The organism is Cellulosilyticum lentocellum DSM 5427 (genome assembly GCF_000178835.2).
GTDB lineage: Bacteria > Bacillota > Clostridia > Lachnospirales > Cellulosilyticaceae > Cellulosilyticum > Cellulosilyticum lentocellum.
The window spans coordinates 465,996-492,493 of the sequence record NC_015275.1 but is presented as its reverse complement, the minus strand read 5'-3'; the positions used below and the strand labels follow the sequence as shown (position 1 = coordinate 492,493).

24 protein-coding genes, 1 pseudogene and 1 riboswitch are annotated in these 26,498 nt (G+C 34.3%); of the genes and pseudogenes, 3 read left to right on the top strand and 22 right to left on the bottom strand.

What is annotated here, in order from left to right; translation table 11 throughout:
- Positions 1 to 27: 27 nt before the first annotated feature.
- The 6 genes from CLOLE_RS02180 to CLOLE_RS02155 all read right to left on the bottom strand — a co-directional run bounded on the left by CLOLE_RS02180 (position 28) and on the right by CLOLE_RS02155 (position 6,223).
- On the bottom strand, positions 28 to 624 hold the full coding sequence (locus tag CLOLE_RS02180) for an FMN-dependent NADH-azoreductase (protein WP_013655438.1): 597 nt from the start codon (positions 622 to 624) through the stop codon (positions 28 to 30).
- Positions 625 to 662: 38 nt separating this feature from the next.
- A complete protein-coding gene (locus CLOLE_RS02175) occupies positions 663 to 1,544 on the bottom strand; it encodes a pirin family protein (protein WP_013655437.1) in 882 nt (293 codons plus the stop codon).
- Positions 1,545 to 1,615: 71 nt separating this feature from the next.
- On the bottom strand, positions 1,616 to 2,059 hold the full coding sequence (locus CLOLE_RS02170; RefSeq protein ID WP_013655436.1) for a MarR family winged helix-turn-helix transcriptional regulator: 444 nt from the start codon (positions 2,057 to 2,059) through the stop codon (positions 1,616 to 1,618).
- Positions 2,060 to 2,321: 262 nt separating this feature from the next.
- Complete coding sequence (locus tag CLOLE_RS02165; protein ID WP_013655435.1) at positions 2,322 to 2,711, bottom strand: hypothetical protein; 390 nt, start codon at positions 2,709 to 2,711, stop codon at positions 2,322 to 2,324.
- Between the two features lie 194 nt (positions 2,712 to 2,905).
- A complete protein-coding gene (locus tag CLOLE_RS02160) occupies positions 2,906 to 3,733 on the bottom strand; it encodes a DNA-formamidopyrimidine glycosylase family protein (protein ID WP_013655434.1) in 828 nt (275 codons plus the stop codon).
- A gap of 1,437 nt (positions 3,734 to 5,170) precedes the next feature.
- Entirely contained in the window at positions 5,171 to 6,223 is a 1,053-nt protein-coding gene (locus CLOLE_RS02155; RefSeq protein WP_013655433.1) for an ABC transporter substrate-binding protein, read from the bottom strand.
- A gap of 144 nt (positions 6,224 to 6,367) precedes the next feature.
- Between CLOLE_RS02155 and CLOLE_RS02150 the strand changes: the two are divergent.
- Positions 6,368 to 6,811 (top strand): annotated as a pseudogene (locus CLOLE_RS02150) (alpha/beta hydrolase fold domain-containing protein); the annotation flags it as partial.
- Between the two features lie 371 nt (positions 6,812 to 7,182).
- Positions 7,183 to 8,367, top strand: coding sequence for a M20 metallopeptidase family protein (locus CLOLE_RS02145; RefSeq protein ID WP_013655432.1), 1,185 nt, complete (start codon positions 7,183 to 7,185; stop codon positions 8,365 to 8,367).
- A 375-nt stretch (positions 8,368 to 8,742) separates the two neighbouring features.
- Here the strand turns inward: CLOLE_RS02145 and CLOLE_RS02140 are convergent, their stop codons facing one another.
- From CLOLE_RS02140 to CLOLE_RS02105, 8 genes are all read right to left on the bottom strand, one after another.
- Positions 8,743 to 9,591: a class I SAM-dependent methyltransferase gene (locus CLOLE_RS02140; protein WP_013655431.1), complete on the bottom strand. Its 849-nt coding sequence runs from the start codon at positions 9,589 to 9,591 to the stop codon at positions 8,743 to 8,745.
- A gap of 434 nt (positions 9,592 to 10,025) precedes the next feature.
- Positions 10,026 to 10,829 carry a class I SAM-dependent methyltransferase gene (locus CLOLE_RS02135; protein WP_013655430.1) on the bottom strand — a complete coding sequence of 268 codons (804 nt, stop codon included), beginning with the start codon at positions 10,827 to 10,829 and terminating at the stop codon, positions 10,026 to 10,028.
- A gap of 297 nt (positions 10,830 to 11,126) precedes the next feature.
- Positions 11,127 to 11,393, bottom strand: a complete 267-nt coding sequence (locus tag CLOLE_RS02130) for a CD3324 family protein (protein ID WP_013655429.1) — start codon at positions 11,391 to 11,393, stop codon at positions 11,127 to 11,129.
- An 869-nt stretch (positions 11,394 to 12,262) separates the two neighbouring features.
- On the bottom strand, positions 12,263 to 13,426 hold the full coding sequence (locus CLOLE_RS02125; RefSeq protein ID WP_013655428.1) for a M20 family metallopeptidase: 1,164 nt from the start codon (positions 13,424 to 13,426) through the stop codon (positions 12,263 to 12,265).
- A 127-nt stretch (positions 13,427 to 13,553) separates the two neighbouring features.
- On the bottom strand, positions 13,554 to 14,408 hold the full coding sequence (locus tag CLOLE_RS02120) for a MetQ/NlpA family ABC transporter substrate-binding protein (protein ID WP_013655427.1): 855 nt from the start codon (positions 14,406 to 14,408) through the stop codon (positions 13,554 to 13,556).
- Positions 14,409 to 14,442: 34 nt separating this feature from the next.
- A complete protein-coding gene (locus CLOLE_RS02115; RefSeq protein WP_013655426.1) occupies positions 14,443 to 15,114 on the bottom strand; it encodes a methionine ABC transporter permease in 672 nt (223 codons plus the stop codon).
- Positions 15,092 to 16,117: a methionine ABC transporter ATP-binding protein gene (locus CLOLE_RS02110; protein ID WP_013655425.1), complete on the bottom strand. Its 1,026-nt coding sequence runs from the start codon at positions 16,115 to 16,117 to the stop codon at positions 15,092 to 15,094. The genes CLOLE_RS02115 and CLOLE_RS02110 overlap by 23 nt, the downstream gene beginning before the upstream one ends.
- Positions 16,118 to 16,135: 18 nt before the next feature.
- Positions 16,136 to 17,476, bottom strand: coding sequence for a CapA family protein (locus tag CLOLE_RS02105; RefSeq protein WP_013655424.1), 1,341 nt, complete (start codon positions 17,474 to 17,476; stop codon positions 16,136 to 16,138).
- A gap of 137 nt (positions 17,477 to 17,613) precedes the next feature.
- Positions 17,614 to 17,739, bottom strand: a riboswitch (SAM riboswitch).
- 416 nt (positions 17,740 to 18,155) lie between these two features.
- On the opposite strand from CLOLE_RS02105, the gene CLOLE_RS02100 reads away from it, so the two are divergent.
- Positions 18,156 to 18,602: an Hsp20/alpha crystallin family protein gene (locus CLOLE_RS02100; RefSeq protein ID WP_013655423.1), complete on the top strand. Its 447-nt coding sequence runs from the start codon at positions 18,156 to 18,158 to the stop codon at positions 18,600 to 18,602.
- A 152-nt stretch (positions 18,603 to 18,754) separates the two neighbouring features.
- Here CLOLE_RS02100 and CLOLE_RS21525 read toward each other — a convergent pair whose 3' ends face one another.
- The 8 genes from CLOLE_RS21525 to CLOLE_RS02065 all read right to left on the bottom strand — a co-directional run bounded on the left by CLOLE_RS21525 (position 18,755) and on the right by CLOLE_RS02065 (position 26,498).
- Complete coding sequence (locus tag CLOLE_RS21525) at positions 18,755 to 19,678, bottom strand: helix-turn-helix domain-containing protein (protein WP_050794660.1); 924 nt, start codon at positions 19,676 to 19,678, stop codon at positions 18,755 to 18,757.
- A 268-nt stretch (positions 19,679 to 19,946) separates the two neighbouring features.
- Entirely contained in the window at positions 19,947 to 20,318 is a 372-nt protein-coding gene (locus CLOLE_RS23890; protein WP_330369304.1) for a M20/M25/M40 family metallo-hydrolase, read from the bottom strand.
- Between the two features lie 51 nt (positions 20,319 to 20,369).
- Positions 20,370 to 21,134: a M20 metallopeptidase family protein gene (locus CLOLE_RS23885; protein WP_330369303.1), complete on the bottom strand. Its 765-nt coding sequence runs from the start codon at positions 21,132 to 21,134 to the stop codon at positions 20,370 to 20,372.
- A gap of 236 nt (positions 21,135 to 21,370) precedes the next feature.
- Positions 21,371 to 21,919 carry a dTDP-4-dehydrorhamnose 3,5-epimerase family protein gene (locus CLOLE_RS02085; protein ID WP_013655421.1) on the bottom strand — a complete coding sequence of 183 codons (549 nt, stop codon included), beginning with the start codon at positions 21,917 to 21,919 and terminating at the stop codon, positions 21,371 to 21,373.
- A gap of 397 nt (positions 21,920 to 22,316) precedes the next feature.
- Positions 22,317 to 23,105 (bottom strand): ABC transporter ATP-binding protein, encoded by a 789-nt coding sequence (locus CLOLE_RS02080; protein WP_013655420.1) that lies wholly within the window; start codon positions 23,103 to 23,105, stop codon positions 22,317 to 22,319.
- Positions 23,102 to 24,124 carry a FecCD family ABC transporter permease gene (locus tag CLOLE_RS02075; protein ID WP_013655419.1) on the bottom strand — a complete coding sequence of 341 codons (1,023 nt, stop codon included), beginning with the start codon at positions 24,122 to 24,124 and terminating at the stop codon, positions 23,102 to 23,104. Before CLOLE_RS02075 ends, CLOLE_RS02080 begins: the two co-directional genes overlap by 4 nt.
- Positions 24,125 to 24,127: 3 nt before the next feature.
- Complete coding sequence (locus tag CLOLE_RS02070; RefSeq protein ID WP_013655418.1) at positions 24,128 to 25,267, bottom strand: ABC transporter substrate-binding protein; 1,140 nt, start codon at positions 25,265 to 25,267, stop codon at positions 24,128 to 24,130.
- 43 nt (positions 25,268 to 25,310) lie between these two features.
- Positions 25,311 to 26,498: a nitrogenase component 1 gene (locus CLOLE_RS02065; protein WP_013655417.1), complete on the bottom strand. Its 1,188-nt coding sequence runs from the start codon at positions 26,496 to 26,498 to the stop codon at positions 25,311 to 25,313.

The following is a 26,498-nucleotide window of genomic DNA, read 5'->3' as shown; positions in this document are numbered from 1 at the left end:
CCTTCATTATATCTATCCTTATTATAATTAAAATTCCTTCGCAAGCAAACTAGCTTTGCGTATGCCTTCTTCTAGCTTTTCCTCTACATTTACGCCTATAACATCTAGATTTTCTATGGCAATGGTTTCTATTTCTGCTATACCGAAGAAGCCTAATATAGTCCTTAAGTATCTATCTCCCATTTCATATGGTGCATTACCATACTCACCGCCTCTAGATACTACATGAACTGCTTTTTTATTCTTTAAAAGCCCTACTGGACCTTCCGCAGTATATGCAAATGTTATGCCCGTCACACTTACATAATCTATATAAGCTTTTAAAATAGCTGGAATACTTAAATTCCACATAGGTGCTGCAATGACATACTTATCTGCTTCTGCAAATTGATAAGCATATTTTAGTATTGGATGATTTTTACTTGCCTCATCCTTAGGTCCAAAAATCCCTCCTAGATCTTCTAACCTTAGAAAATCTATATTCTCCTTGTATAAATCTAATACAACAACCTCATCTTCTGGGTTATTTTTCTTATAGTCTTCTATAAAACTATTAGATACTTTAAAAGTTCTTGAATCCTCTTCATTTTTAACATCTGCTTTAATATATAATACTTTACTCATATCTCATTACTCCTTCTTATTATTAATAAAATTCTATTTTAAAATATTTCTGTTCCGAATTTACCATTTCTTAAATCTTCATAAGCTTTATATATTTCTTCTTCTGTGTTCATAACAAATGGACCATATGATACAATTGGTTCATCTATTGGTTCTCCGCTCAGTACAATAAATAGCGTTTCTTCACTCATAGATTCAGCTAAAATACTGCCTTCTACATTATCAAACAAAACAAAATCGCCTTCTTTGCATACTTTATCTTCATTTACTTTAACTTGTCCTTTTAATACCAGTATGCCTGTGTTAAAACTACTTGATTCATTTAATAAAACTTTTCCGTTATTCTTTAGGTCTACATTATAAATGTTCATCTTAGTAAATGTACTTGCTGGCCCTTTAACACCATTAACCTCTCCAGCAATAATACTTATCTCACCTTGGTTATTTTCAAGCTCAAATTTTCCCATCTCTTCTTTTAACAGCGCTTGATATTTAGGTTCAGTTCCTTTTTTATCCTTAGGCAGATTAACCCATAGCTGAATCATATGTAAAATGCCGCCTTTTTTACTAAACTCTGTTTCATGATATTCCTTATGCATAATCCCCGATGCAGCAGTCATCCACTGTACATCTCCAGGTCCTATAATGCCACGATTTCCTTTATTATCATGATGCTGAACTTTGCCCTCATAAGCAATTGTTACAGTTTCAAACCCTCGATGAGGATGAGCTCCAACACCACGAACAGTTGATGCTGGTTCATAATAATGAGGTGCATGATAATCTAATAATAAAAATGGGGATAGACGTTTCATGTCATTTGTTCCTGCTGGTAAGTATTGTGATACTCTGAATCCATCTCCAACCATATGAATCTCTGGTCCTCTAAATACCTTTTCTATTGTTCTATAGCTTTTCATTGCTCTCCTTCCTTTCTTCTTTTGCCTTTGCAATTATCACTAATTAGTGATAGTTATTTAAAAAAATATTTCTATATGTTTTTAAACTTTTTAAGGATAGTCTTCAAAGTCATTTTCTCTTCATCCGTTAATGTATCAAAAATATTTCTTATATTTTCAATATGGTCTGGTAGAATACTTTCTATAACCTGCTTTCCTTTTTCTGTTAATGATATAATACATGATCTTTTATCTTGAGGATCTGGATTTCTTTTTACTAGTTCATCCTTTTCTAAATTTTTTATTACTACAGTTATATTTCCAGATGTGGTTAATATCTTCTCTATTAACTCACAGATTCGTAAATCTCCTTTATTATATAGTGCTTCTAAAACTCCAAATTGAGCTGGTGTTAATCCACTCTTTTTCACTGTTTCAAGTTCCTTCTTATGAATCACATGCTCAGCCCTTGTGAATACAACTAAAGTGGATAGTGCTAATTGATTGTCGTTAATTAATTTTTTAACATTGTCCATGGGTTAAATATATCACTAACTAGTGATATTGTCAATATATTCACTAATAACGATATAACTTCAATAAAACTCTAATCATATAGTGTTTCTAGCTCTTGAACTGAATAGCTTATTTAAAGACCTAACAACTCTTATTCTAATTAATATATGTTTTTCTAATGCATCCCTTTTTTCATATTATCCTATTTACCTAATTTATTTTATAAAAATAGAGAGTCCCATAGACTCTCTACCTCTATTATTATTCCTTGACCAAAGCTGATTATTGAAATTGTTCCTTATAGCTTCGCAAACGTTTTCCAATCAGATCAAATCTCCTATTTCCTGTAAATTCCCCCATTGAATAATGCCTTCTTCCATTACAAATGAGTTCTAAACTCCCTATATAGCCATCTGTTTTTGTTACCTTACTTGCAGCCATATATTCAACCTTAACCTCCTCTATTATGTATTTTGCTAATTCATCTATTTCTTGTTGCGTTAATTTACCAAATAACTCTTCTTCATTACGGGTATCCTCAAATTTATAATTACCTTCACTATCAATCGTAATAGAAATACCCTCTCCTGCAATTCCGCCACCATAATAATATTTCACATAGAAATCACTTACTGGAGTTTTTACCTTCGTTTCATTATTATTTATAATCACACAATAAATACCTAAGATAATAAAAAAACCTAGTACAAAATATAAATATATTTTTTCCCCTTACCTCTTCTCTCCTCAATCAACAACCCCACCTCCTTTTATATATCTTTATGTTACTATTTCATAAAATATCATTCCTAAATAATAAACACGTTCCCATGTAGAGAGCATATCATTAGCCCCCATTTATTCTATTATTCTTTAATAAAAGGTTGGCATTGAGCGCAGTAATAAATAGACCCACCAAGATAAGTTTCTTTTATTATTTTCCCCCCACATTTTGGACAATCTAGCCCCATAGTATTCTTTGACATTCTTACTTTATAGCCTCCTTTTTCTCCAAAAATGTTTTTCTCTGTATCACGTCCACCCTTTTGAACCATTTCATTTAAAACAGTAATCATCTTTCCTAGTAATCTTTCTTTATCTGCTTCACTAAAGGTACTAATCTTGCGTTTAGGATGGATACCTGCTTCAAACAGAATATCTTGCGATACACCATTACCAACTCCAGGAAATCGCTGCTGGGTAGCAAGAAAAGCTTTTGCACTTAAATTAGGCTTACTCTCCATAAATGTTTTATGATAATGCTCTGTAAATACTTCGGAAAATGGTGATATAGCTTGTTTGCTTTTTAAATAGTATTCATTGTCATAACTTCCATCATGAAGGAAGATTCCTCCATACATAGCCACTGTAAACACTAATACCAGATTATCCTCTAACTCAATAAGTAATTGAAAATTTTTCGTTTTTTCGTTAGAGGGCACTAGCCTTACATTAACACCATCATTCAAGCATAGCTTATAGCCATTAGAAAAAGTTATTTCAACAAATATTCCAAAGCCCTCTACCGATATCACTTCACTGCCTTTAATGGCGGCATTATATTCTGTTGGTTCCCCATTATACCAGCAAAACTTATGTACTTTAGATGGTGGCAAAACTTTACTGATTTTCTTTCCAACAATATGATTCTTAAGTTGCTTAGAAACAGTTAACACCTCTGGCAATTCTAACATAACGACTCACTCCCTTTGATACTATTTAACTGCATTCACACTAATTATTAGACTTTTCAATTAATTATATCATTAATTAAATATTTAGTTGAACTTTTTTAATAATTATTTAGTCACATCAATTGAAATTTGTCTAAGCATTTATGAAGAATGCTGCTGGGCGGAAATGAGAGAATAAGGGCTACCTTCCGGAATTCCGCTCCGTATTTTTTGAAGCACTAAGGCTCACTTTTTTGATGAACGTGCGAAAACTCCTTTCAGTCAAACACTCGCACTAAAACCCATCAAAAAAGTTCACCAAGTGCTTCTAAAAAATACTACGAAGTCATTCCTCCAGGCAGCCCTTATCCTCTCATTTCTTACAAGCATCATTGACCTCATAAACGTTCAAGACCCTAAACGAGAAGTGAAAAAAAGAAATAATAACAATAAGTGCCTGCTAAAAGTACTCCAAAGTCATCCCACTAGGACAGTCACCCTCTCTCGGTTCTACACACAATAATGCGTAAAACCGCCTCCCTACATAGCTACTTCTTGGCAAAACAGACTTAGGGGAAGCTTGATACATTATTGCCTTGGGCGCCTACCCCCAGCTTCGAGTATTTTTTAACTGTCGTTACGGCTTCTTTCCACGCTGCTTCACTGTCTTGGATGTTTATGAGGTCAACAACGTTTGTGAAAATGAGTGGGTATGGTTGGCTGGAGTAGTGACTTGGGAGCATTTTTTAGAAGCACTTAGTGAACATTTTAGATGGGTTTTAGGCAGCTGTTTGAACGAAGTGAGTTCTGCCGTTCATCTAAATAAGTGAACTTAGTGCTTCAAAAAATGTGAACCGGAACAACGGAAGGCATCCATACCCACTCATTTTCTCTCAGACGTACTTCTCATAAACGCCAAGACAAATTTCTATTTATAGTAGTTATGAATAGCCAAAAAAACAGCTTACCAAGTACTATTTGTACTTGGTAAGCTGTTTTTTTGTTCCAGTCTCTTGAAATTAACTTTCACAACTATCTAAGTAGACCCTAATCAAGGCGCAAGATGGCTCCTCAGCACGTATGCGTTATAGCTTAGTGCCTACTAAGATTCATTATGAAAGCCAAACCAATGAGTGAGGAGCTCCTTAAAGTCTTGGCCGGTGCACCCTATGCTAGGAAGCTAAGACCTTAAGACTCTGGTTTTTAAAACTTTGTTTGGTAATCCTAAGTATAAAAACATTTAAAACAACTTATAAGTGGCGCCTTCCTTGCAGCGCACCAGTGAACATCTTCCTTAAGTCCAGAGGTACCTATAACAATAGATTGAGACTTGGCTGACCGGGTCAGTTCCTCAGGTTGAAGCTGTGGTAATTATGCCGTGGAAGTTATTTGTTTTGTTTTTACACTTATGTATATGTGGCCACGAATCCGAATCCCTAATAAAAAGTTATAATGTTACTAATTTACTTTAATTTGTGTCCATACACTATCATACATTTGTCTTACATCAAGTGAAAAAGGTTCATATATTTCACTTAAGTTCATCATTTCTTTTGTCATATAAGCATTTGGATTGTTTTTTATATATTCTGCTTGTTCTAATCTGGCTTCTTTGTTTGGTGTGGTATAGCCAATTTCATCAGCTATTCTTAATGCGCTTTCTTTATCACTAACAAAATTAATGAATTTTTCAGCGCCTTCTACATTTGTTGCATTAGCTGGAATGCACAGACTATCAATCCAGAAATTTACCCCTTCTTTAGGTATGGTATAAACTAGATTTGGATATTCGTCTTGAAGATTGAGTCCTTCACCAGACCAAATCATATTGATAGCTGTTTCCCCGCTGGCTATCATTGTGGTTCCATTATCAACGCCGTATATTGGGTCTACTAATTCTCTTTGCTCTAATAAAAGCTCTTTAGCTGCTTCAAGTTCCTCTGGATTATCTGAGTTCATGGAATATCCTAGTTTCTTTAAAGCCACGCCTATGGTATCTCTATAGGTGTCAAACATGAATACTTTATCTCTATACTTCTCATCCCATAGTATATCCCAGCTATCTACTTGTTCTGATACCTGATTCTTATCATAAATGATTCCTATGGTTCCAAACATATACGGCACTGAATATTGATTACCTGGATCCATGCTTAAGTTTAAATATTCTTCATCCATCTGAGCTATATTAGGAATATTATCCTTATTAAGCTTTTGAAGTAGCCCTTCTTCAATCATCCTTGGCATTAACGCGTCTGATACTAATATGACATCATATTTAACATCGCTACCAGCAATCTTTAGATACATTGTCTCCATATCATCAAAATTGTCCATTTTCACCTTTATGCCATATTCTCTCTCAAATTCCTTTAATGTTTCATTGTCTATATTAGCTCCGTAATTAAAAAAGTTAATTGTATCAGAACTCTTTCCACTACATCCTGTAACTAGCATTCCTACTGCAAGTATAGAACCTGCTAAACTTAATACTTTCCTTAACTTATTCATTTAACTATTAATCCTTTCATTATACCTACTAATTAAAATATATTGTCTCTATGGTACTTTATACTATAGCCTCACTATTATTATACACCATACTCAACTCTTGAATAATAATTATTATTCGATAAACTAGCTTTTTACAAACAACGAATTGCTTTGGTTGGTGATAGTGCTGGTGGTAATCTAGCTACTGTTTTGTGCCTAATGGCTAGAGACAAAGGTGTACAGTTCCTTTGTGCTCAGGTACTTATCTATCCATGGGTTGATAGAAATATGGAATGTGGCAGTATGAAAAAATTTACCGTTCTCTATTCCTCCACTAAAGACTATGAGCATATGGAATACTTTTCTCCAGTGGGCGCTCCCTCCCTGGCAGGACTGTCCTCTGCTTATGTGGAGACAGCAGAATTTGACTGTTTACTGGACAGTGGACTCCTCTACGCCCAGCTTCTAAAGGAGTCCGGCGTAGAAGTTGAACTCCACAAAACTATAGCCATCATGCACGACTATGACATCGCCGTTAACAGCACTCTGGTAAAAAATCTGATGGATAAACGTGTGGCATCTTTGAAAAAGGTACTATTTCGCTAAATATTTGAAGCACTATAAAACAAAACCGTCAGGGTGAGAGTAAGTCTCACCTGACGGCTTTGGTATTTAGTTAGATTAATTTAGCGTTTTTATACAACAGTTTCACCTTGTCAGCTTGAAGTTGCCGCATAATACGTATGCGAGATTTTAAACTTAGCTTTGAAGCTACAGAAAAGAAAAAAGACACTCCATTTATCTAAAAATGAATCACCTTAAAAAGTTATTTAACTAAATATTTACATGTCATTTTACAATATATATAATTTCTTTAACACATTAGGCTTTCCCATTTTTTGTAAGACTAAGACCTTTTGTTTTGTGAAAAAATATACTTATTATAAAACAGAAAATACTACCTGTGAGGGAATCTTATGAAAAAAATACTAGAAAGCGCAAAGCTATTAAAAGATGAATTAGTAGAAATAAGAAGACATATACATGCCCACCCAGAAGTTGGTTCACATTTACCTGAGACAACAGCTTTTGTTAAACAAAAACTAAAAGAGTTTGGTTATACACCAAAAGAGATTTGTGATAGTGGGATTGTTGCAACGATAGGTAGAAAAAAGTCAGGAAAGACCTTTCTTTTAAGAGCAGATATGGACTCTCTACCCATAGAAGAAGAAACTAGTTGTTCATTTAAATCAACTAATGGTAGTATGCATGCATGTGGACATGATATGCATGCCACTATGCTTTTAGGAGCAGCAAAGTTACTGAGAGAATATGAGGATGAGATAGAAGGAACCATTAAATTGGTTTTCCAACCTGATGAAGAAGGTTTCACAGGTGCTAAAAAAATGCTTAAAGCAGGTATACTAGAAAATCCTAAAGTAGATGCAGCTATGGCATTACATGTTCACTCAGGTACACCAACAAATATGGTTATATATGGATTAGATACAAGCATGGCTGGATGCACACGTTTTAGAATTATAGTTAATGGTACAGGATGCCATGGTGCAATGCCAGAATTAGGTGTAGACCCTATTAATATAGCAGCACATATTTATCTTTCTTTACAAGAAATTATCAGTAGAGAGATTGCTGCTACTGAATCTGCAATTTTAACGATTGGAAAATTTGTAGGTGGTGAAGTTGGAAATGTTATTCCAAATCAAGTTATAATGGAAGGTACTATTAGAAGTTTTTCTAAGGAGATGAATGCTTTTATTTTCAAACGCATGGAAGATATAACAGTGGCTACAGCTAAACTCTTTAGAGGAGAAGCTAAACTTGAAGAATTGGCTTCTGTACCACCTTTAAAAAATGATAATGACCTTGCCAATGAAGTAGGCTCTTATATAAAAGATATTGTGGGTGAAAAATCAGTTATGTCTTTTCAAGGGCATGGTATGGGTTCAGAAGATTTTTCTTCTTATTCTTATGAAGTACCAAGTGTATACTTTATGTTAGGAGCAGGTTCCCAAACAGAAGACCCTTCATATGGTATGCCAATGCATCATCCACAAGTTGTATTTAATGAAGATATTTTAACAACAGGTGCAGCAATGCATGCATATGGTGCAATAATGTGGTTAAAACATCATCAATAAGAATATAAACTCTTAAAGAGGATAAGCAGAAAAGTATACTTATCCTTTATTTTTAACAATAAATTATTTATATCTGTTTGAAAGATTACCTCATATAAAAAATCCTACAAACAATAATATCTATATAATTTCATGAATCTAATAATATATTATATATATACCTAGGATTTTTTAATTTTTTAACCAAATTGTATTCTACACATACTAAGTACCTACAATATATAGCTTGGTTATTATTATCTGTGTATTGTAATTCTATTTATCACTTACTTGTGATACGGTTCACCGTTTCACTCGCAAGTGATAACCCCTTTATAAAAACAAGCCCGGAACCTCAACTATTAGATTGATTAACTATTTTAATTTTCCACCATATTATTTTCTAGTATTATATGCGACCACAGTAATCCATTCTGGGTCATTTTTGTCTTTCTCCTCAAATAGGTTATCAGTAACCTGGACTTTGCTAAATCCTGCTGCTAATACCACTGGTTCGATTGTTTCCTTAGTGTAATCATGGAACCAATTTCTATAAGTTACTACTTCCTTATCATCTACTACAATAAATTGATCTACCTTGATATTATTCTCGTAATATACTCTTTCTTCCAATACTAAATGTGCTTCCGGTCTCCAAAATCCTTTAGTACCAACATACCAATTTTTCTCTACTTTACTCGCTTCATGAACCTTACTTGGTACAGGTACATCAAAAATAAAGATACCGCCTGGTTTTAATGCTCTTTTTATTAGACTTAAAATTTTATCTCTATCTTTATCAGAAAAAGTACCTATTTCTCCATAAATCTGCATAGCCACATCATAACAACCATCATATTCCATATCAAAGAAGTTCTTACATACGTAATCAATCTCTAACCCTTTACGTTCTGCACTACCTCTTGCATAGTTAATGCTATTCTCAGAGAAGTCTATGCCTGTAACGCTATGCCCACTTTCACATAGTCTTTCAGTATATAATCCTGGTCCACATCCTAAATCAAGAACGGTACTGCCCTTTGCAATACGCTTATTGATAAACGCAATCGTCTTTTCAATCATCTCTTCTCTTCTTGATGCTGCGTCTGTCCCTTGATCTAAATGTGCACTTAACATCTGATTGGCTATGTATGGTTCTGTCCACATATTCCCTGTTCCCCTTTCAAATAATGCTGGTCTTACTCCTAACTTAGTCATCTCACTTAACATTTCTTTGTTTAGCATACTAGATGCCCTCCTAATAGATTATTAATAATATGAAAATATGTTTTTAAGCACAAAAAAAGCTGTAGATTTTACTCTACAGCTTTGCTTCAAATAATAGCTTGTCCGAAGAGTAAAATAAAATCAACACTATCATTTTGGCATTCTAAATAAGCTGTCACCATGCAGCCTTTTGCCAAAATCAATATATGGTTGAATTTATCTTCCTTCTTCGCGCTTCCTCTATTAGCTGAACTCTAACACAAGGAAGCCGAACAAACTACCACCTTTCATACTTTCATATTTTCATATTTTCATATTATTAATCGCAGTATAGCATCTCTATTTATTTCAGTCAATATATTCAAAATAATTATTACAATTAATCTGATATACTTCCAAAATCTTGTACAATCATGAGATTTTACCAGAACTATCTCACCTAAAATGATTAACTATTTTGTTTGATATACAGATGCCTTCAAACTGAATGACATAGGGTACTTATCGGTATTATAACAATACTCGTACAGTCCCTTCTTTTCAGATACCTGCATATTCCCCCAATCACAATAGGCCTCTGTGTACTCATTAAAATACTCAATATGCAAACCTGTGCTCGTCAAAGCATTAATGATATCGGAAATGGTATGCATCCAGAAATATGCTTTAACACCAGCTTTTATCTCACTAGCATAACCACCAATACAATTATCTATATCAGGAGTCTTCCCAAAATAAGGGTATTTAATCTCAAATATTTCTTTCTCTAATTTTCCTTCATCAAAGGAAAGGAACATTGGATGTGTATCAAATACATACAGATAACCCCCATCCTTTAAAAGTCCACGAATAGTTTGTGCCCATATATTCAAATCGGGAAGCCATCCTAATACTCCCTCTGAGGTAAAGACAACATCATATTTGTCACTATGAATGCTTGCCAATGTCATGATATCGGACTCAATAAATTCTACGTTATTATAGTTCAATTCATCGGCAAGCTTTCTTGCAAAAAATACATTTTCAGGCACCAAATCTACCCCCATCACACTTTGGGCTGTTTTTGCAAGTATTAAACTGTCTGCTCCTGTATTGCACTGTAAATGAATAATTTTTTTACCTGATAAATCGCCTACTTCTTCTTGTATATAGTGATTAAGTTGATACTTACCTCCACTGATTGCAGTCTTAAAATAATGATAATGATCTTCTGATATTTTACTCCATGCTTCCTTGTTAGATTCAATTTCAATCATTTTGTTTTACCCCCTGTTATATAAATAATCTCCAATAAACAACTCTCTATTTTTAGTATTGAAATATTACACTTCTGCATTGTTGTATAGATGGCTTCCTAAACCCTTTCTCTAGATTCTCAATAGACTCTGTTGTTATATCTTCTTATGCAGACATGTTCTTAAATCAGTATATAATAATATTTATTTCATTATATAGTGTCATAAATTTATTTATAAATTTATGCCTATTATTGTAGCTCTGTGTTATAAACATTCAAAAAGAGGAGACTACTTTTCCGCAGTAGCCTCCTTCCGTTATAATTTTTTATATAGTACTCTTCTAATCGAATCATATGACAAATGATACGCTTCCATTAGTTCTTGAATTGACATTCCATTTTTTCTAAGTTTACAAATCTCTTCATTTCTCTTAGCAAGCATTTTTTTTGTATCCGTACTACTTCCCCACTGTACTCTAGAGTTATCCTTTTGTGGAATATATAATAACCCACCACATACATATTTTTGTACTTCCTCTAATAATTCAGTCGGCAAAACTTTATTTGCATTAATATATGACATGCTCCATCACTCCCTATAGTTTATCTCATAAGGGTTGCAACACATACACATATTCATTTAGCGATTCTATTTTTATTCTACTCTATACATTAATCGCTACACATATATTTGCTTGTGTTGCATAGAGCTTGGTTGGTAATATTACTGATCTATAATCTGACAGTGCCATCTATCTGTCCCTCCCTGTATCAATTCAATTATTAATATATCATATTCAGAAAATTTATTCTATACATATCTTTTCTCTTCCTTCAAAAGCTTACTCCAACACCCTATGCTTATATTAATAACTATCTATTTTACATTCAGTTTAGCATTCTTACAGACTTGTATAAATATTTATAATTTTACTATGTGCCCCTTAAAATAGATAGTAATTTTGTTGTGTGGTACGGTTTATATCTCCTTACTGTAACTTTTCTTAGTTATTATTAGAATCAACGTCCTTTATTCTCTACACTCATTCAATCTAAAAAGGGGTATCACTTACTTGTGATACGGTTCTCCTCCCCTTGATAACTGGCAGTTTTTATACTTATCCATAATCTATTTTTGCCTAATTGCCATATGCAATATAACTATGCTAATCCTCTATACAACATTTTTTACCAATCTACCTTATTTATGGTATGGTTTACCCTTATTAATTCTAAACTCTAACTATGAAACAGCCACTCTCGTCTACTTCATAGACATATTATTTATTCTCATCACTATCTACTATTCGTATTAAACGGCAGCCTACACTTATAGATGTCTGTATCTATTTGGACTTGTATGAGTCTTTCTCTATTTTTTCTTAACGTCGCCATGAAAACCCTTAACCCTCGTGTATCCCTATCAACTACTCCTATAATCAGTAGCTTATATCACTTATGACTTGATATAATTTGCTTTACAAGTTCAGGATTTGATAGTAATTTAAGCCCTGTATAAGCAAGAAGCTGTGTGCCTTCCTCTATTTTACCAATGCCTTCTTCGCTACCACATACCTGTAAGAAGACTTCTGAATGAAGTGGTGCTTCCTTATCAGTAATTTTAAAAATGGGATGTAGAAGTGGGATAACCTGTGACACATTCCCTGCATCAGTTGAAGGAAATGTGGAATCTTCTGTCCACTCTATTCCTAATTCCTCCAAAGCTTCCTTATAAACTAAATCTAACTTTTCATTAGGTATAATGTTATCTACTTTATTTTGAAAGAGACCCATTTTATAGGTGCACCCTGTTGCTAGGGCTGCTCCTTCTGCTATTTTCTCTACTTTTTTATAAACTTCATTTACTTTTTGCCTAGTAGCTCCTCTTAAATAAAATCTCCCTCTCGTATAATCAGGAACCGTATTAGGTGCTGTCCCTCCATCTAAAATAATGCCATGTATCTTCACATCAGAGGTTAAATGCTGCCTTAGGGCATTAATGCCATTATAGGTGAGGATGAGTGCATCAAGGGCATTGATTCCTTGTTCAGGTGCAGCCCCTGCATGAGCAGCTTTTCCAAAGAATTCAATATCAACTGGATCAAGTGCCAGTGATTTTGGTGTTAGTGTATTAACTCTTCCTGGATGTAATTCTAAAGCAATATCCACATCTTCAAAATAGCCCTTTACTACAAAGCTTTCTTTGGCACTACCATTTTCTCCACCTTCTTCCCCAGGTGTACCGTAAACCCTTATCTCTCCGCCTAATTCCTCCAACTGCTTACTAAGGGCAATGGCGCTAAATGTACTTATTGTACCAATAAGATTGTGCCCGCAGCCATGTCCAAGACCTGCTAAAGCATCATATTCAGCTAAAAATGCTAACGTTGGTCCCTCTTTCTCAGCCTTTTTAACAGCCGTAAAGCCTGTAGGATGTCCAGCTACATCTCTAGTTACTACAAAACCATGTTCTTCTAATTTCTCAGACAAAATGCCACTGGCAAAATACTCATGGTTAGATGTTTCTGGGCGAGCAAATATTTCTTTTGCAATGGTCTTATACGCTTCTTGATGCTCATTAATATATTGAAACAAACTATTCTTTTTGCTATTCATAAGCTTCTCCTCCTATTAAAATACAGGGCTGTTACAAAACGAATGCTTTCTTTCATTCTATTTTGTAGCAGCCCTATTTCCCTAAATTGCCACTCATCTATTAATTAAACTAATCTCTATTTAGATTCTACCATACTGGAATATAAGCACCACTATAAATTTCTTCAATTGCCTTTTTGGTTTCATCTGTATGGTAGACTTCCATTATCTTCTTAAATACATCTTTGTCTTTATCCTCTGTTCTTACTGCAATGACATTAAAATATTGCTGTGCATTTTCTTGCTCTGGATCTTCTCTATAAATGTAATCATAGATGCCTGCATCTGTTGCTGCACCACCATTAATAGCTGCAAAATCTACATCTGCCAAAGAACGTGGGATTTGTACAGATTCCATTGAAACAAATTCAAGCTTCTTTGGATTCTCTGCAATATTCTTTGTAGTTGGTGTCACTTTGTCTGTCCCATCTAAAGTAATAAGCCCTGCTGACTCTAAAAGAAGTAATGCTCTTCCGCCATTAGTAGCATCATTTGGAATAGCCACAGTTGCCCCATCTTTAACTTCATCTAAGCTTTTGATTTTGTTTGAATATAAACCAAGAGGTGCAATAAACGTATAGCCGATTGAAGATAAGTCTAAGCTATGTTCTTTGATAAAATTTTCAAAATAAAGTTCATGTTGAAAAGCATTAAGGTCAATTTCACCGTCTGCTAAAGCAAGATTAGGTTTAATATAATCAGAAAAGCTCACTGGTTCAAGTTCAATATTATACTCTGCCAGCCTTTCATTGATATTATCCCACAAGCGAAAATCTGTACCATTTACCCCAATCTTAAGAACTGTTTTTTCCCCACTATCTGTTTTTTCTGTCTGAGTAGTATTACTTGCCTCATTGCTTGTTGGTTTTCCTGTCCCACATGCTGAAACTCCTAATGCTAATACACCTGTTAATATAATAGATAATAATTTCTTTTTATTCATTGTCATCTCTCCCTATCCTTTTTATAATTTATTATTAATGAGCCAATTTTTTATAGATGAAATCTCCCACTCCCTGAATCAAATAAACTAGGAGTAAAATAATAATAATGGTAACGATCATAATGTCTGTCTTAAAGTACTGATAACCATATCTAATAGCAAAATCGCCAAGTCCGCCTCCACCAACAGTTCCAGTGATAGCTGAATAACCAATTAAGCTAATAAGTGAAACAGTAATGGCTAAGATAATATCTTTTCTACCTTCTACTAAAATTACTTTCGTAATAATCTTCCATGTTGAAAATCCCATAGCCTCATAAGCTTCAATAATACCTCTATCCACCTTAAGAAGTGCCATTTCTACTTGTCTTGCTATAAAAGGAAAGCTGGCAACTACCAGTGGCACAATAGCACCTTTAACACCAATGGTTGTTCCTACAATCATTCTAGTAAGTCCTGGGATAGCTGCTATAAGTACAACAAATGGTATAGACCTTAATGTATTTACAATCTTAGAAACAATGGAATAAACTAATTTGTTGTCACAAATATGGTCCTTTGAAAAAACAAGTAGCATGACCCCTACTGGAATGCCTATGAGTGAAGCAAATAGACCTGATACAGAGATCATGATCATTGTTTCATTAAAAGCCTTTCCTAGCTCTGCTGAGTATTCAATTACATTAGGTATTAATTGCTGTAGCATGTTTAATCACCTCCACTTTTGTATTCAATGTTCTATAGTAATCAAGCGCTTTTTGTATCTGCCAATCATCACCTCTAAGCTCAACTATAAGGCTCCCTACAATGCCTGTATAAAGATGCTCAATATTCCCAAATAAGATATTAACTTGAATATCAAAGTCTCGTTCTAACTTTGAAAGTATAGGTTCATGAGCTACTTCACCATAAAAGTTAAATTTGCATACCATACCTGTAAACTGTGTTAAATCTTCTTCGTTAATGATGGTCCCTGAAGAATGGGCAACAAAGTCTTTTGCTACCTGACTTTGAGGACTAGTAAAAACTTCTACGATATCTCCACTTTCAATCACTTCACCCTTCTCCATAATGGCAATGCGGTTACAAATGCTTTTTACTACTTCCATCTGATGCGTAATGATTACAATGGTAATATTCAGCTTATATCTAATTTCCTTTAGAAGCTGAAGAATAGATTTGGTTGTGGTAGGGTCTAGAGCGGAAGTAGCTTCGTCACATAGCAGAATCTTTGGATCACTGCTTAGTGCCCTTGCAATAGCTACTCTTTGCTTTTGCCCACCACTCAGCTGATTAGGATAAGCATATTTTTTATCTGTTAGATCTACTAACTCTAGTAAGTTGTTGACCTTTTCTTCAATTTCTTTTTTATTCCACTTTAAATTTTTAAGAGGCGCTGCAATATTGTCATAAACATTAATACTGTTCATTAAATTAAAGCCTTGAAAAATCATCCCGATATTACTACGCACTCTAGACAATTCTTTTTTATTCATTTGAGTAAGTATGGCGCCGTCTACCTCTACTTCTCCTTCATCAGGCCTCTCTAGTAAATTAATGATGCGAATGAGCGTACTTTTTCCTGCCCCACTATAGCCAATTACTCCGAAAATATCGCCTTGTTCTATCTCTAAATTAATATCCTTTAATGCTTCAACCTTTGCACCCTTTGTATGAAAGGTCTTATGTATATGACTTAATTTAATCATATTTTTCCTCCCCTCTTCCTAGTTTTTTTCTAGAATACCTGCATTGTCCTCTGGCATTAACCTTAAAAATAGTCTTTTTAAATGAGCAATTTCTTTGAGCTGTTTCTTTGTAAACACATAAGGAAGCTTCCCCTTTTCAATGTTGTTTATCAATTTAATGAAATCTAATAATTTAATTTCCTTATATTTTCCCTTTTCATATTGCTTAAAGATATAATAAGGAAATACCTTTAAATCGCTTATAACCGTTACTTCTTTTTCCTTATGGATTCCTTTAGTCAATTCAATCTTTATTAGAATCCCAAGTAAAGCATTCAACGTATTAAAATCTCCTACCAGGTTGCCTAACGAGTAAGCAATCAGCCCTGTTTTCCTAACTCCTTGTATTGGATCTATGAAGCTATACTTTTCAATAGGCTGCACGACATGAGCATGATTGCCTATAATAATATCTACGCCGCATTCCTCTAATACCCGATGTCCCATATCGATGATGTTTTGAATAGGGTAGGATTCAAATTCTAAGCTCCAATGGAGACAGGCAACTACAATGTCAGCATTCTTTTCCCTAGCAATTTGTACATGTTCCTTCACTAAATCTAGCTTTTCTCCCGGGTTATTCAGCTTGACATGGTTTACTAAATAGGGTTTTCCCTCTGGCACTTGATCACCGTTCAAGGTAAAGGTATAAGCTAAGTATGCTACCCTTACCCCATGCTTTTCTATGATGGGAATGTCTCTTTGTTCCTCTATACTTCTAGATGTCCCAACCTGTTTACAGCCTTTTTTATCAATCAATTCTAAGGTTTCAATAAGCCCTGATTCTCCTTGATTTAAACAGTGATTATTAGCTGTAGAGAAAAAATTAATTCCTCTTCCACCATGTAAATATCTTTCAAACATACCTAGTGTTCCATTAAGCTCTGGCGTACTATTAACACTTCTTGGTGCATTCTGTACTGGTTTAGAAGAAGCTATAGGCGTTTCCAAATTAGCGTAAATGCTGTCTACTCCATCAAAGTAAAAGTCTTCTACCTCATCCCAGAAATGCTCGGTTGTCTCTGGTGTTAACTGGTCTCCTGAAAGTAAGTCTCCACCCGCTGTTAAAGTAAATTTCCCTGTTATCTCAAATGCCTCTGGTAATGAAAATGTAAGGTCTTGCTTTTTAAAATAATCCTCAATTTGACTACCTTTCTCTGCTCTTTCAATCTGCTTTATGTAATACTTATATTTCCACCAATCAAACTCCCCTGGCTGCAAATTACTAAAATCCCCCTGCACATTTTGGGAATATCTATAAGTATCGCCTTTGATTACTCCTAATAAGCGATATTTTATTTTTTCAGCTGCTAGCGACATTTACTCCACCTCCCTGTTGTTTTAGAAACTCCTTCATCTGTAGAAGATCGTTCTAACCTATATATGTTTTACTATATAAAATACAAAAGCTACTTTCTTATTGATAAGAAAGTAGCTCAAATAAAGCAGAACTCACCTTCTTATCTTCTCAAACTCAAAGTTTTAATTACTCTACGTTTGTAGGAATTAGCACCGTGTACACTTATGGAATGTCCGGTTGCTGGGCATCATAGGGCCTATCCCTCAGCCTCTCTCGATAAGAAACAGTTTTTTATTTCTGTGTTTTTATTTCTTAGTGTTTTAATATGTTTTGTAGTATATATTCTTCGTCGAATATTGTCAATAAAATTGCTTATATTTAAAATATAGTTTTTTCCTATAGCTAGATATTGATTTTTCAAGCTTTTGAACCTCATGTATTGATTTTACTTGGTTTTTACAACTATGAATTTCCACATTTTTAATTCCTAGTATTTTAGTAATAGATTGTTTCTGACACTATAAGTTGCTTTTTGAATGAAGGTTTGAAAGCATATTTTATAAATACAAAATTTTTATAAAAACATTAAAAAATACTTGACAATAACATTTAAGAAGCCTATATTATAAGTGTAATTAGCACTCGACCAATGAGAGTGCTAACAAAACTATAAAAAGGTTTCTTAAAGGAGGAGTTTATATGTTTGGATTAACACCATTCAATCGTCAAGCAGTTCAAAGGAGCAACAACGGATTTGTAGACTTTTATCATGTAATGGATGACTTTTTTAACAATGATCTTCTCAACTTAAGGGATTTTAAGTATGACACCTTTAAGGTAGATATTAAAGAAGATGCTAATGGCTATGCTATTGAAGCAGAGATGCCAGGCGTAAAAAAAGAAGACATTGCCATCGACTATCAGAACGATCAACTGATTATAGCCGTACAACGAAAAGAAGAAATGAATGATGAAAAAGATCAATATATCCATCGAGAACGTCGCATGGCTTCTATGCAGCGTGCAATTAGCTTAAAAGATGTTAAAGTAGAAGGCATTACAGCTAAACTAGAAGAGGGTATATTAAAGATAAATATTCCAAAAGAAGAAGTACCCAAAGCAAAACGATTAATTGAAATCCAATAAAAGTTAAGACTTAGAGGACTACTGCACCAAATTGCAGCAGTCTATTTTTATTGTATAGGAAAGCAGGACTTTCCTATACAATAAAAATAGAGAGCTACCTAGCTCTCTATCACAATATTTCTTAATTTACTCACTCAAAAAAGGTGAAAAATCTATTTCTTTTTTATAGGAAGCCAAAACTTAAATTCTACTGGTACCTTCGAGGGATTGTCAGCTAAAAACCATTCCTTTGAAAAAAGATGTTCTTCTAAATAAGTTCGACCGTCAAAATCTACATCATAGCCGCCCATATCCAACATACACTCATATATAGTCTGTGATGATTTTTTCATGGATAAACCTATATCTAAAGTTCCATCTTCATTAAATTCATTCAACACCACATCACCCACAAGAAATAGGCCTTTAGGTGCATCACTCACCTTTGCGCCTAGCAAAGTTGTATTGAGTCCTTCTTCCCCATGCAAAACCATTTGAGCATTATATTCATGAAAATCATTTTCTTCCCCTGTTGGGTGATGTCCCTTAGGTGCAAAACCTATATATCTCCTGGCTTCATAGTCATTCAGATTTTTTACAGCCCACTCTCGTAATTGATTCCATGCCAAAGTTTCAGGTCTGTCACAATTGACTTGAAAGGAAACTACTTTCATATGATTTAATTCTTCAATACGAACTAATGATTTTGAACCAGTCATGATACTACCTCCGTCAAACTTGATTTGGAAAGTGATTGGCTGATATTTTTTGGCTATTCCCAGCTTTCGGACAATCGTTGGCGGCATACCATGAAAAGCTTGAAAAGCTCTCGTAAATGCCTCTGGAGATTCATATCCGTACTTATTAGCTAAATCCACTACCTTTATATCAGTATTTTTAATATCCTCACCTGCAAGAGACATTTTTCTAAACCGCACATAATCTCCTATTGTTAAATCTGTCATGAATGTAAACATTCTTTGAAATCGCGTCAAAGAGCAACAGGCAACACGGGCAACTTCGCAATAATCAATTTTACCTGTTATATTTGACTCTATGTAATCCAAAGCATCATTCATCTTACTTAACCATTCCATCACCAATTTCACCTCTAACAGCAGTATAACTCAAGTTTTCAAAAAGTACCTTGCAAAAAAAATCAGTTGATGCAAGACTCCTGCCTTCTATAATAAGACTATTATCATTATAGCATATAAGGATTTTGTTCTTCGCATATTTAACTCCATTTTTATAGGACTTTTAATGTCTTATTATAATAAAAAAGCTGTAGATTTACCCTACAGCTTCTCTTAAAATATAACAAAAAGACTTTCTTCTGCTTTGTCTAATGTTGATTTCTATTCACTACTTATTATTTTTTAGCCACATGATTGCACTATAGGCATGAATCGCAGCTCCCGTAGGTAATATTTCTTCATTAAATACAACCTTTGCACTATGCATAGGTTCACCAAATAAATCATTTTCAGCTTTTGAACCGGCACCTAGCATCATATAAACACTTGGTACTTCATATGAATAAGAAGCAAAATCTTCTGATCCCATACCACCTGACTCAAATAATACTACTGACTTTTCACCTACTAAATCCTTTACATAGTCTGTTATTTCATGCGCTAAGTTATTATTATTAGCTAGTGGTGGTACAGAAGATAGTTCTATTAATTCTGCTTCGCCTCTAAACATCTTAGCTGTAGAAGTTACTATTTCATTCATTCTGTTAAATATAAATTCACCTATTTCTTTATCTAAGCTTCTAATAGTACCCTACATAATAACCTGGCCAGGTATGATGTTTGCTGCGTCTCCTCCAACAAACTTTCCTATAGTGACAACTGCTGATTGAGTAGCTGATACTTCTCTCGCTATAATTTCTTGTAAAGACAGATAGATATGAGCAGCTATATTGATAGGATCTACACCTAGTTCAGGCATTGCCCCATGACAACCAGCTCCTTTTACAACAATTCTAAATCTATTACATCCTGCTATACTTGTTCCTAAGCCACATAATATGACATTTGAAGGTGTGCCCGAGTGAACGTGCATCGCCATGGCTGCATCTACCTTTGGATTTTCAAGGACGCCTGCCGCTATCATTTTCTTAGCTCCAGTAAAGCCTTCTTCATCTGGTTGAAATACTAATTTTACCGTTCCTTCTATTTGCTCTTGATTCTCTCTAAGTAATTTGGCAGCACCTAAAAGCATAGCCGTATGCATATCATGCCCACAAGCATGCATATAACCATTAGTTGACTTAAAGTCACATTCTGTCTCTTCAGTTACTGGTAGTGCATCCATATCTGCCCTTAGCAAAAAAGTCTTTCCTGGTTTATTCCCCTTAATTGTGGCCACTATACCACTTTCACATATCTCTTCCGGTTCATATCCCATAGCTCTTAATTGCTCTATTACAAAAGCTTTTGTCTTTGGCAACTTTTCGCCTATTTCAGGATAACTATGAATGGTTCTTCTATAGTTTACTATTTCATCTTTTAATAATTTAGCTTGTTCAATAAACTTATTCATCATTCTTTCTCGTCCTTTTACTCAGATAAATTTATTATTTAATTTAGTGTCTCCCCACTCTCATAAACTATTCAGCCTTTTATAACGCTTTCTTTTCATAATCCAATAGTCATAAAATAAACATCTCACTTTAAGAATGCTTAGTAGTTGGTAGCCACTGAGTATTTCTTTATACACTTATAATATAACAAGATTTAAATAAAAATAGCCCCTAAACTTAAAAAACTACTTTTTAATATCTATAAATTACAATCACTATCCCTTAGCTTAGGTGCATCTATATCATGTTGCGCTAATATTGGGTTTTTCACAGGATATTGAATAGCTATTTGTGAATCATTCCATGCAATCTGTCTACTATACTTGTTATCAAAATATTCATCTATACGCATTACCACCTTTGTATTATCTTCTAAAGAAATAAAAGCATGCCCAAATCCTTTTGGTATAAGTATCTGCCTTCTATTTTCCTTACTTAATTCAACTGATATCCATTTTAAATATTGGGGTGAGTCTTTTCGTAAATCAATAGCATAATCTATCCCCCTACCCTCTATGCAATAGAGCAGTTTAGTCTGTGCTACAGGGTTATTCTGAAAATGAATGCCATATAAAGTTCCAGACTTTATAGGACAATAAACATCCTCTTCAATAAAATGAACATCTATTCCGTTTTCTAATAATTCCTTCTCGGAGTAGTTCGAGAATTTCAATCCTCTATTATCTTCCTTACAAGCATACTCTAGAATTTTTACTTCCTTTAACTCTGTTTCTATCACTTGTAACACCTTGTCATCTCCCCTTAAAAATATATCTTTTAATGTAAAAATCATATATCATTATACATCAAAACTACTCTATTTTCAGTCTAGCCTATCACTTACTTATGATACGGTTCACTTCATCTAGAAAAAGGGCGGAGTTTTCATAACATAACAGCCTTATAAATATTACAAGGCTGTCCTAAGTAGTTATTTTTTCTTTTACATATAAAATCTTTATCCCTCTCATAGGATTTCTTTATCCTTACCCCCTTAGGTCCTTAAATATAGTTTTATTACCTGCATTATCTTCCATACATGGACAATTACAACACCCAGCCAACAATCAACTACTTCGCTGAACGCACTAATCCCCAAAGAGTGTCAAGTAATAGGGGCACTCTTTGGGGACAATCTTTATAAACTATCTTGCAAAACTAATTGGGACAACATAGGTATGTTGCTCATCCTCAATATGAATAGATTCTATTGCTACTTTTACATCAAATGCTTTTTTCATATTGATTTCATTAATAACTTTTTTACTATCTCCCCAGAACCATTCTTTATTCTTAGATAAAATTAAAGATTTGTGTGCTACACGTAAAGCATGAGCTGGATAGTGTGTATTAATAATACAAGAGATTTGATGCTTCTTGGCTAACTTTTCAATTGTATCTAAGATAATTAATTGATTTTTAAAATCAAGATTGGATTCTGGTTCGTCCATAATTAACATTCTAGGCTTGGAAGCTAATGCTCTTGCAATAAGGACCATTTGGAGTTGTCCACCACTCATTTGATGACAATTTTTATTAGCCAAATGTGTGATACCCACCATTTCCATAGCCTCATCTGCTATTTCAATATCTTCCTTACTAGGTTGAGAAAAGATTCCCAAATGAGCAGAACGCCCTAATAAAACCATTTCTCTAGCAGTATAGGTAAAGGTAACATTTTTAGCTTGTGCTACATATCCAATATTCGTCCAAACTTCCTTTTCAGAAAGTTGTTTTATAGACTTTCCATCGATTCTACTTTCTCCATGTCTCCATGGTTTAAGGCCCATCATGCATTTAAGTAATGTAGTTTTTCCAATGCCATTAGGTCCTAAAATAGCTAATGTCTCACCATCACCAATTGTAAAATTAAGATTTTCAAAAAAGATTTCCTCTCCGAATCCATATGCGCCATCTTTTACCTCAAAGATCATGCCCAGCCACCTCCTGTTTTTCTAAGTAGATAACCGAAGAACGGTGCACCAATAAGTGCTGTTAAAATAGAAAGTGGAATTTCTGCTGTACTTGCACTCCTTGCCACCGTATCAATAATAACCATATAAGATGCACCTAAACTAATACTTACAGGAATCACTCTTTGATTATTTGTACCAACTAACATCCTTGTAATATGTGGAATCAAGAGTCCAATCCAACCAATTTGCCCACACATAGATACGGCAGATGCTGTAATAGCTGTAGATGCTAAAATCACAAGCCATCTCATATGTTGTAAGTTATACCCCATTGTACGTGCTTCATCTTCACTAAGAGCAAGGATATTCAGTCTCCAACGTAATAAATAAAGTATTGCAGAACCAATAATAATTAATGGTGCCCCACCTAAAAGCGTATTATAAGATACACTTGCCATACTTCCCATTAACCAATAAGTAATGGCTGGTAGCTTTGTTTCTGGATCTGCTACATATTTAATCAGTGATATTAAAGCCTGGAAGAATGCTGAAGTGACCATTCCACCAAGTACTACCATTAAAATAGTTGATTTCCCTTTTATTTTACTAATTGAATAAGTTAGTGCTACTGCCGCAATGCCAAAGACAACTGATAGAGCTTGTACCATTACAATGTTTTCAAATAACAAAATACCTAGTGCTGCCCCAAAAGAAGCCCCAGCAGCTACACCTAATGTGTCAGGTGTAGCTAATGGATTACTAAATAAACCTTGAAAAGCAGCTCCAGATACAGCAAGTCCCATTCCTACCAGAAGCGCTAATAAAATCCTAGGCAAACGTACATTCCAAACAACTGATAAGTGAATATCTGGAATCTCTTGATTCATACCAAAAATTTGTTGCAATAATACATCCATAACTTCTTTTGGACTAATCATATATCGTCCTAAACATAAAGCCAAAAATCCAATTACGATGGGTAAAAGCACTAATAATACGATCTTGAACTTAGAATGTAATTTTAGTTTTTCTACCATTTCTTATACTCCATTAGCAGCTTCACGACTTGGATTAAAGATTGTAGTTACATCTTCATCTGTTAATTCAATACCATAGAATTCACTATAATATTCTTTTACTTCTGTATTCATATCCACATCTTCAAATTTCTCTGGATACATTTGTTTTGCAAACCATTCTAACATAAGTGGTGTATCTGATGAAGGTGGATACCATCTATACATGCCTAATGGAATTTTGTAAACTTCTCCATCTTGTACAGCTTTTACGCTTCCCCAGTCTGCATTATCAATTGTATTATCCATTAAATCTTCTGGCATTCTACTTGAGAAGTTCGTGATAAAGATTTTATCTGGATTCCATGTATAAATTTGTTCCATATTAACAGCTGCTGTTCCTTTAATTTCATCTGCAGCGTTAATACCACCTGTCGCTTCAATCCAGAAATCTCCAAAGTGTCCATCTCCTGCAACAGTTAATTCTTCATCACTATAACGATAGAGAATAAGTACGCGTTCTTTCTCTTCTTCTGTAATATCTTCAACTTTTGCCTGAACTTCTTCAAGTACTTGGTATCCCATTTCTTTGATTTCTTCTGCACGGTCTTCTTTTTGGAAAATAACACCTAATTGTTCCATCCAAGAAGAAACTGCTTCAATAGCATTGCCATCCCCCGTAGGATTTGCTATAAATCCAACTGCTGGGATACCTGCTTTCTTTAAAATTTCATATTCCTCTGTATTGGTTCCTAAGTAAAATACAACGTCTGGATCTAATTTCATTAATTCTTCTGCATTAATTTGTCCATCTTGAATAAAGCTTGTCTCTACACCAGATAAGTCTGCTACTTTACCAAGCATTGACCCTTCTGCTGCTGCTTTAGCTGCTGGGTGCATACCAACTAATCCCTCTGCTGAACCTTGGAAAAGTGTATAAACAGATGGTAATGGCCATAAAGAAGTAATAACCACTCTCTCAATTTTTTCAGGTAATACAACTTCATTTCCTACTTGGTCAATGATTGTTCTAGTTCCTGCATTTGTTCCTGCTTCTACTGATGGTTGTTGCTCGGCTGAAGAAGCTGCTGTCCCACATCCTACTACACTAAAAACCATTCCCGTTGCTAATACTGCTGTTCCTAATTTCTTTAATAAGTGCATATACTCTCCTCATCTCTATATGGATTATGTTTAGTTACTCATTCTAAGTATCTTTCTTAAGTGACTTGGCTAAAGGACTACTTTTCATTACTTGGTCCATATATTCACCCATAATTCTTGGGCTATTATGCCAATATAATCTACTAGATACTGCTACGTGAGGTAACTCAATAAATTCTGCTTTACTATAACTTGGTATAAGCTGTTTAAATAATGGATCACCAATAATAACGTCATAAGTATCTGCTTTTAATAATTTTATAAGTTGTAATTCACTTTCAATATGAATATCTCCTTGGCATGCAAGCTGCTTATCTAATTTAAAGAATGTTGCTACCTCTACATTTTCTATTTGATATTCATCTTTTAAATAATCTCTAATGCTATTTGATAAAATCTGCTCTCCAGTAATAAGCACACGTTTTTGTGTCTCTGAAGTAGCTTCATCTGTAACTTCTGCTACATCTTTTTGTCCGACTTTTAATGCTTCTATTAATCTACGTTCACCAGACTCACCTACTGGTACACCTACAATATATGGCATTTGATAGTGTTTTTCTAAATATCTTGCAAGCTCTAAACCAGCTACTGAAATAACAATATTGATTTGTGCTTTAGTTGTTTGTTGGATGGCTTCAAAGCTTGTATGCATACTCCAACTTGCATTGACTTTATAGCCATGTTTCTCTAATAGTGCCATTAAGTCTGTGATATTTTCATTTATAGAAAAATCTAAAGGTGTTGCCCCTAAAATATTAACTGTTTTTTCCTCTTTTACATCGCAAGCTTTTACAAATCGTTTTGCAAGTTCTAAATAAGCTTGCGAAATACCTATATCATAGTAATTAAGCCCTGTTGTATCAAAACCTAAACTTGGCACCTTTGTCATATTCTCTATTTCTTTTGCAATACCTGTAAAGTCTGATCCAATAATCATTGGTACAGGGCTTCCTAATACGGTAATAAATTCTGGCTTTAAATCTTCTGCTGCCATTCTTACTTTATTAATAAGTTTTTCGTCATCTCCTAAAACAGCATCTAACTCTCTAAGTCCTGAGCAGAATACTAATTTTTGATTATCATACCATCTTGGTTCATCAAACCCTGTATAATTCCCTGTACATCCAGATGCATCATGAATAACGCTCATACCACCAAGCTCATAAAGCGCTGAACAAACTCCAGAATAATCAGGTGCAAAAGGAGGTAATTTAATACATAATTTTCTCAT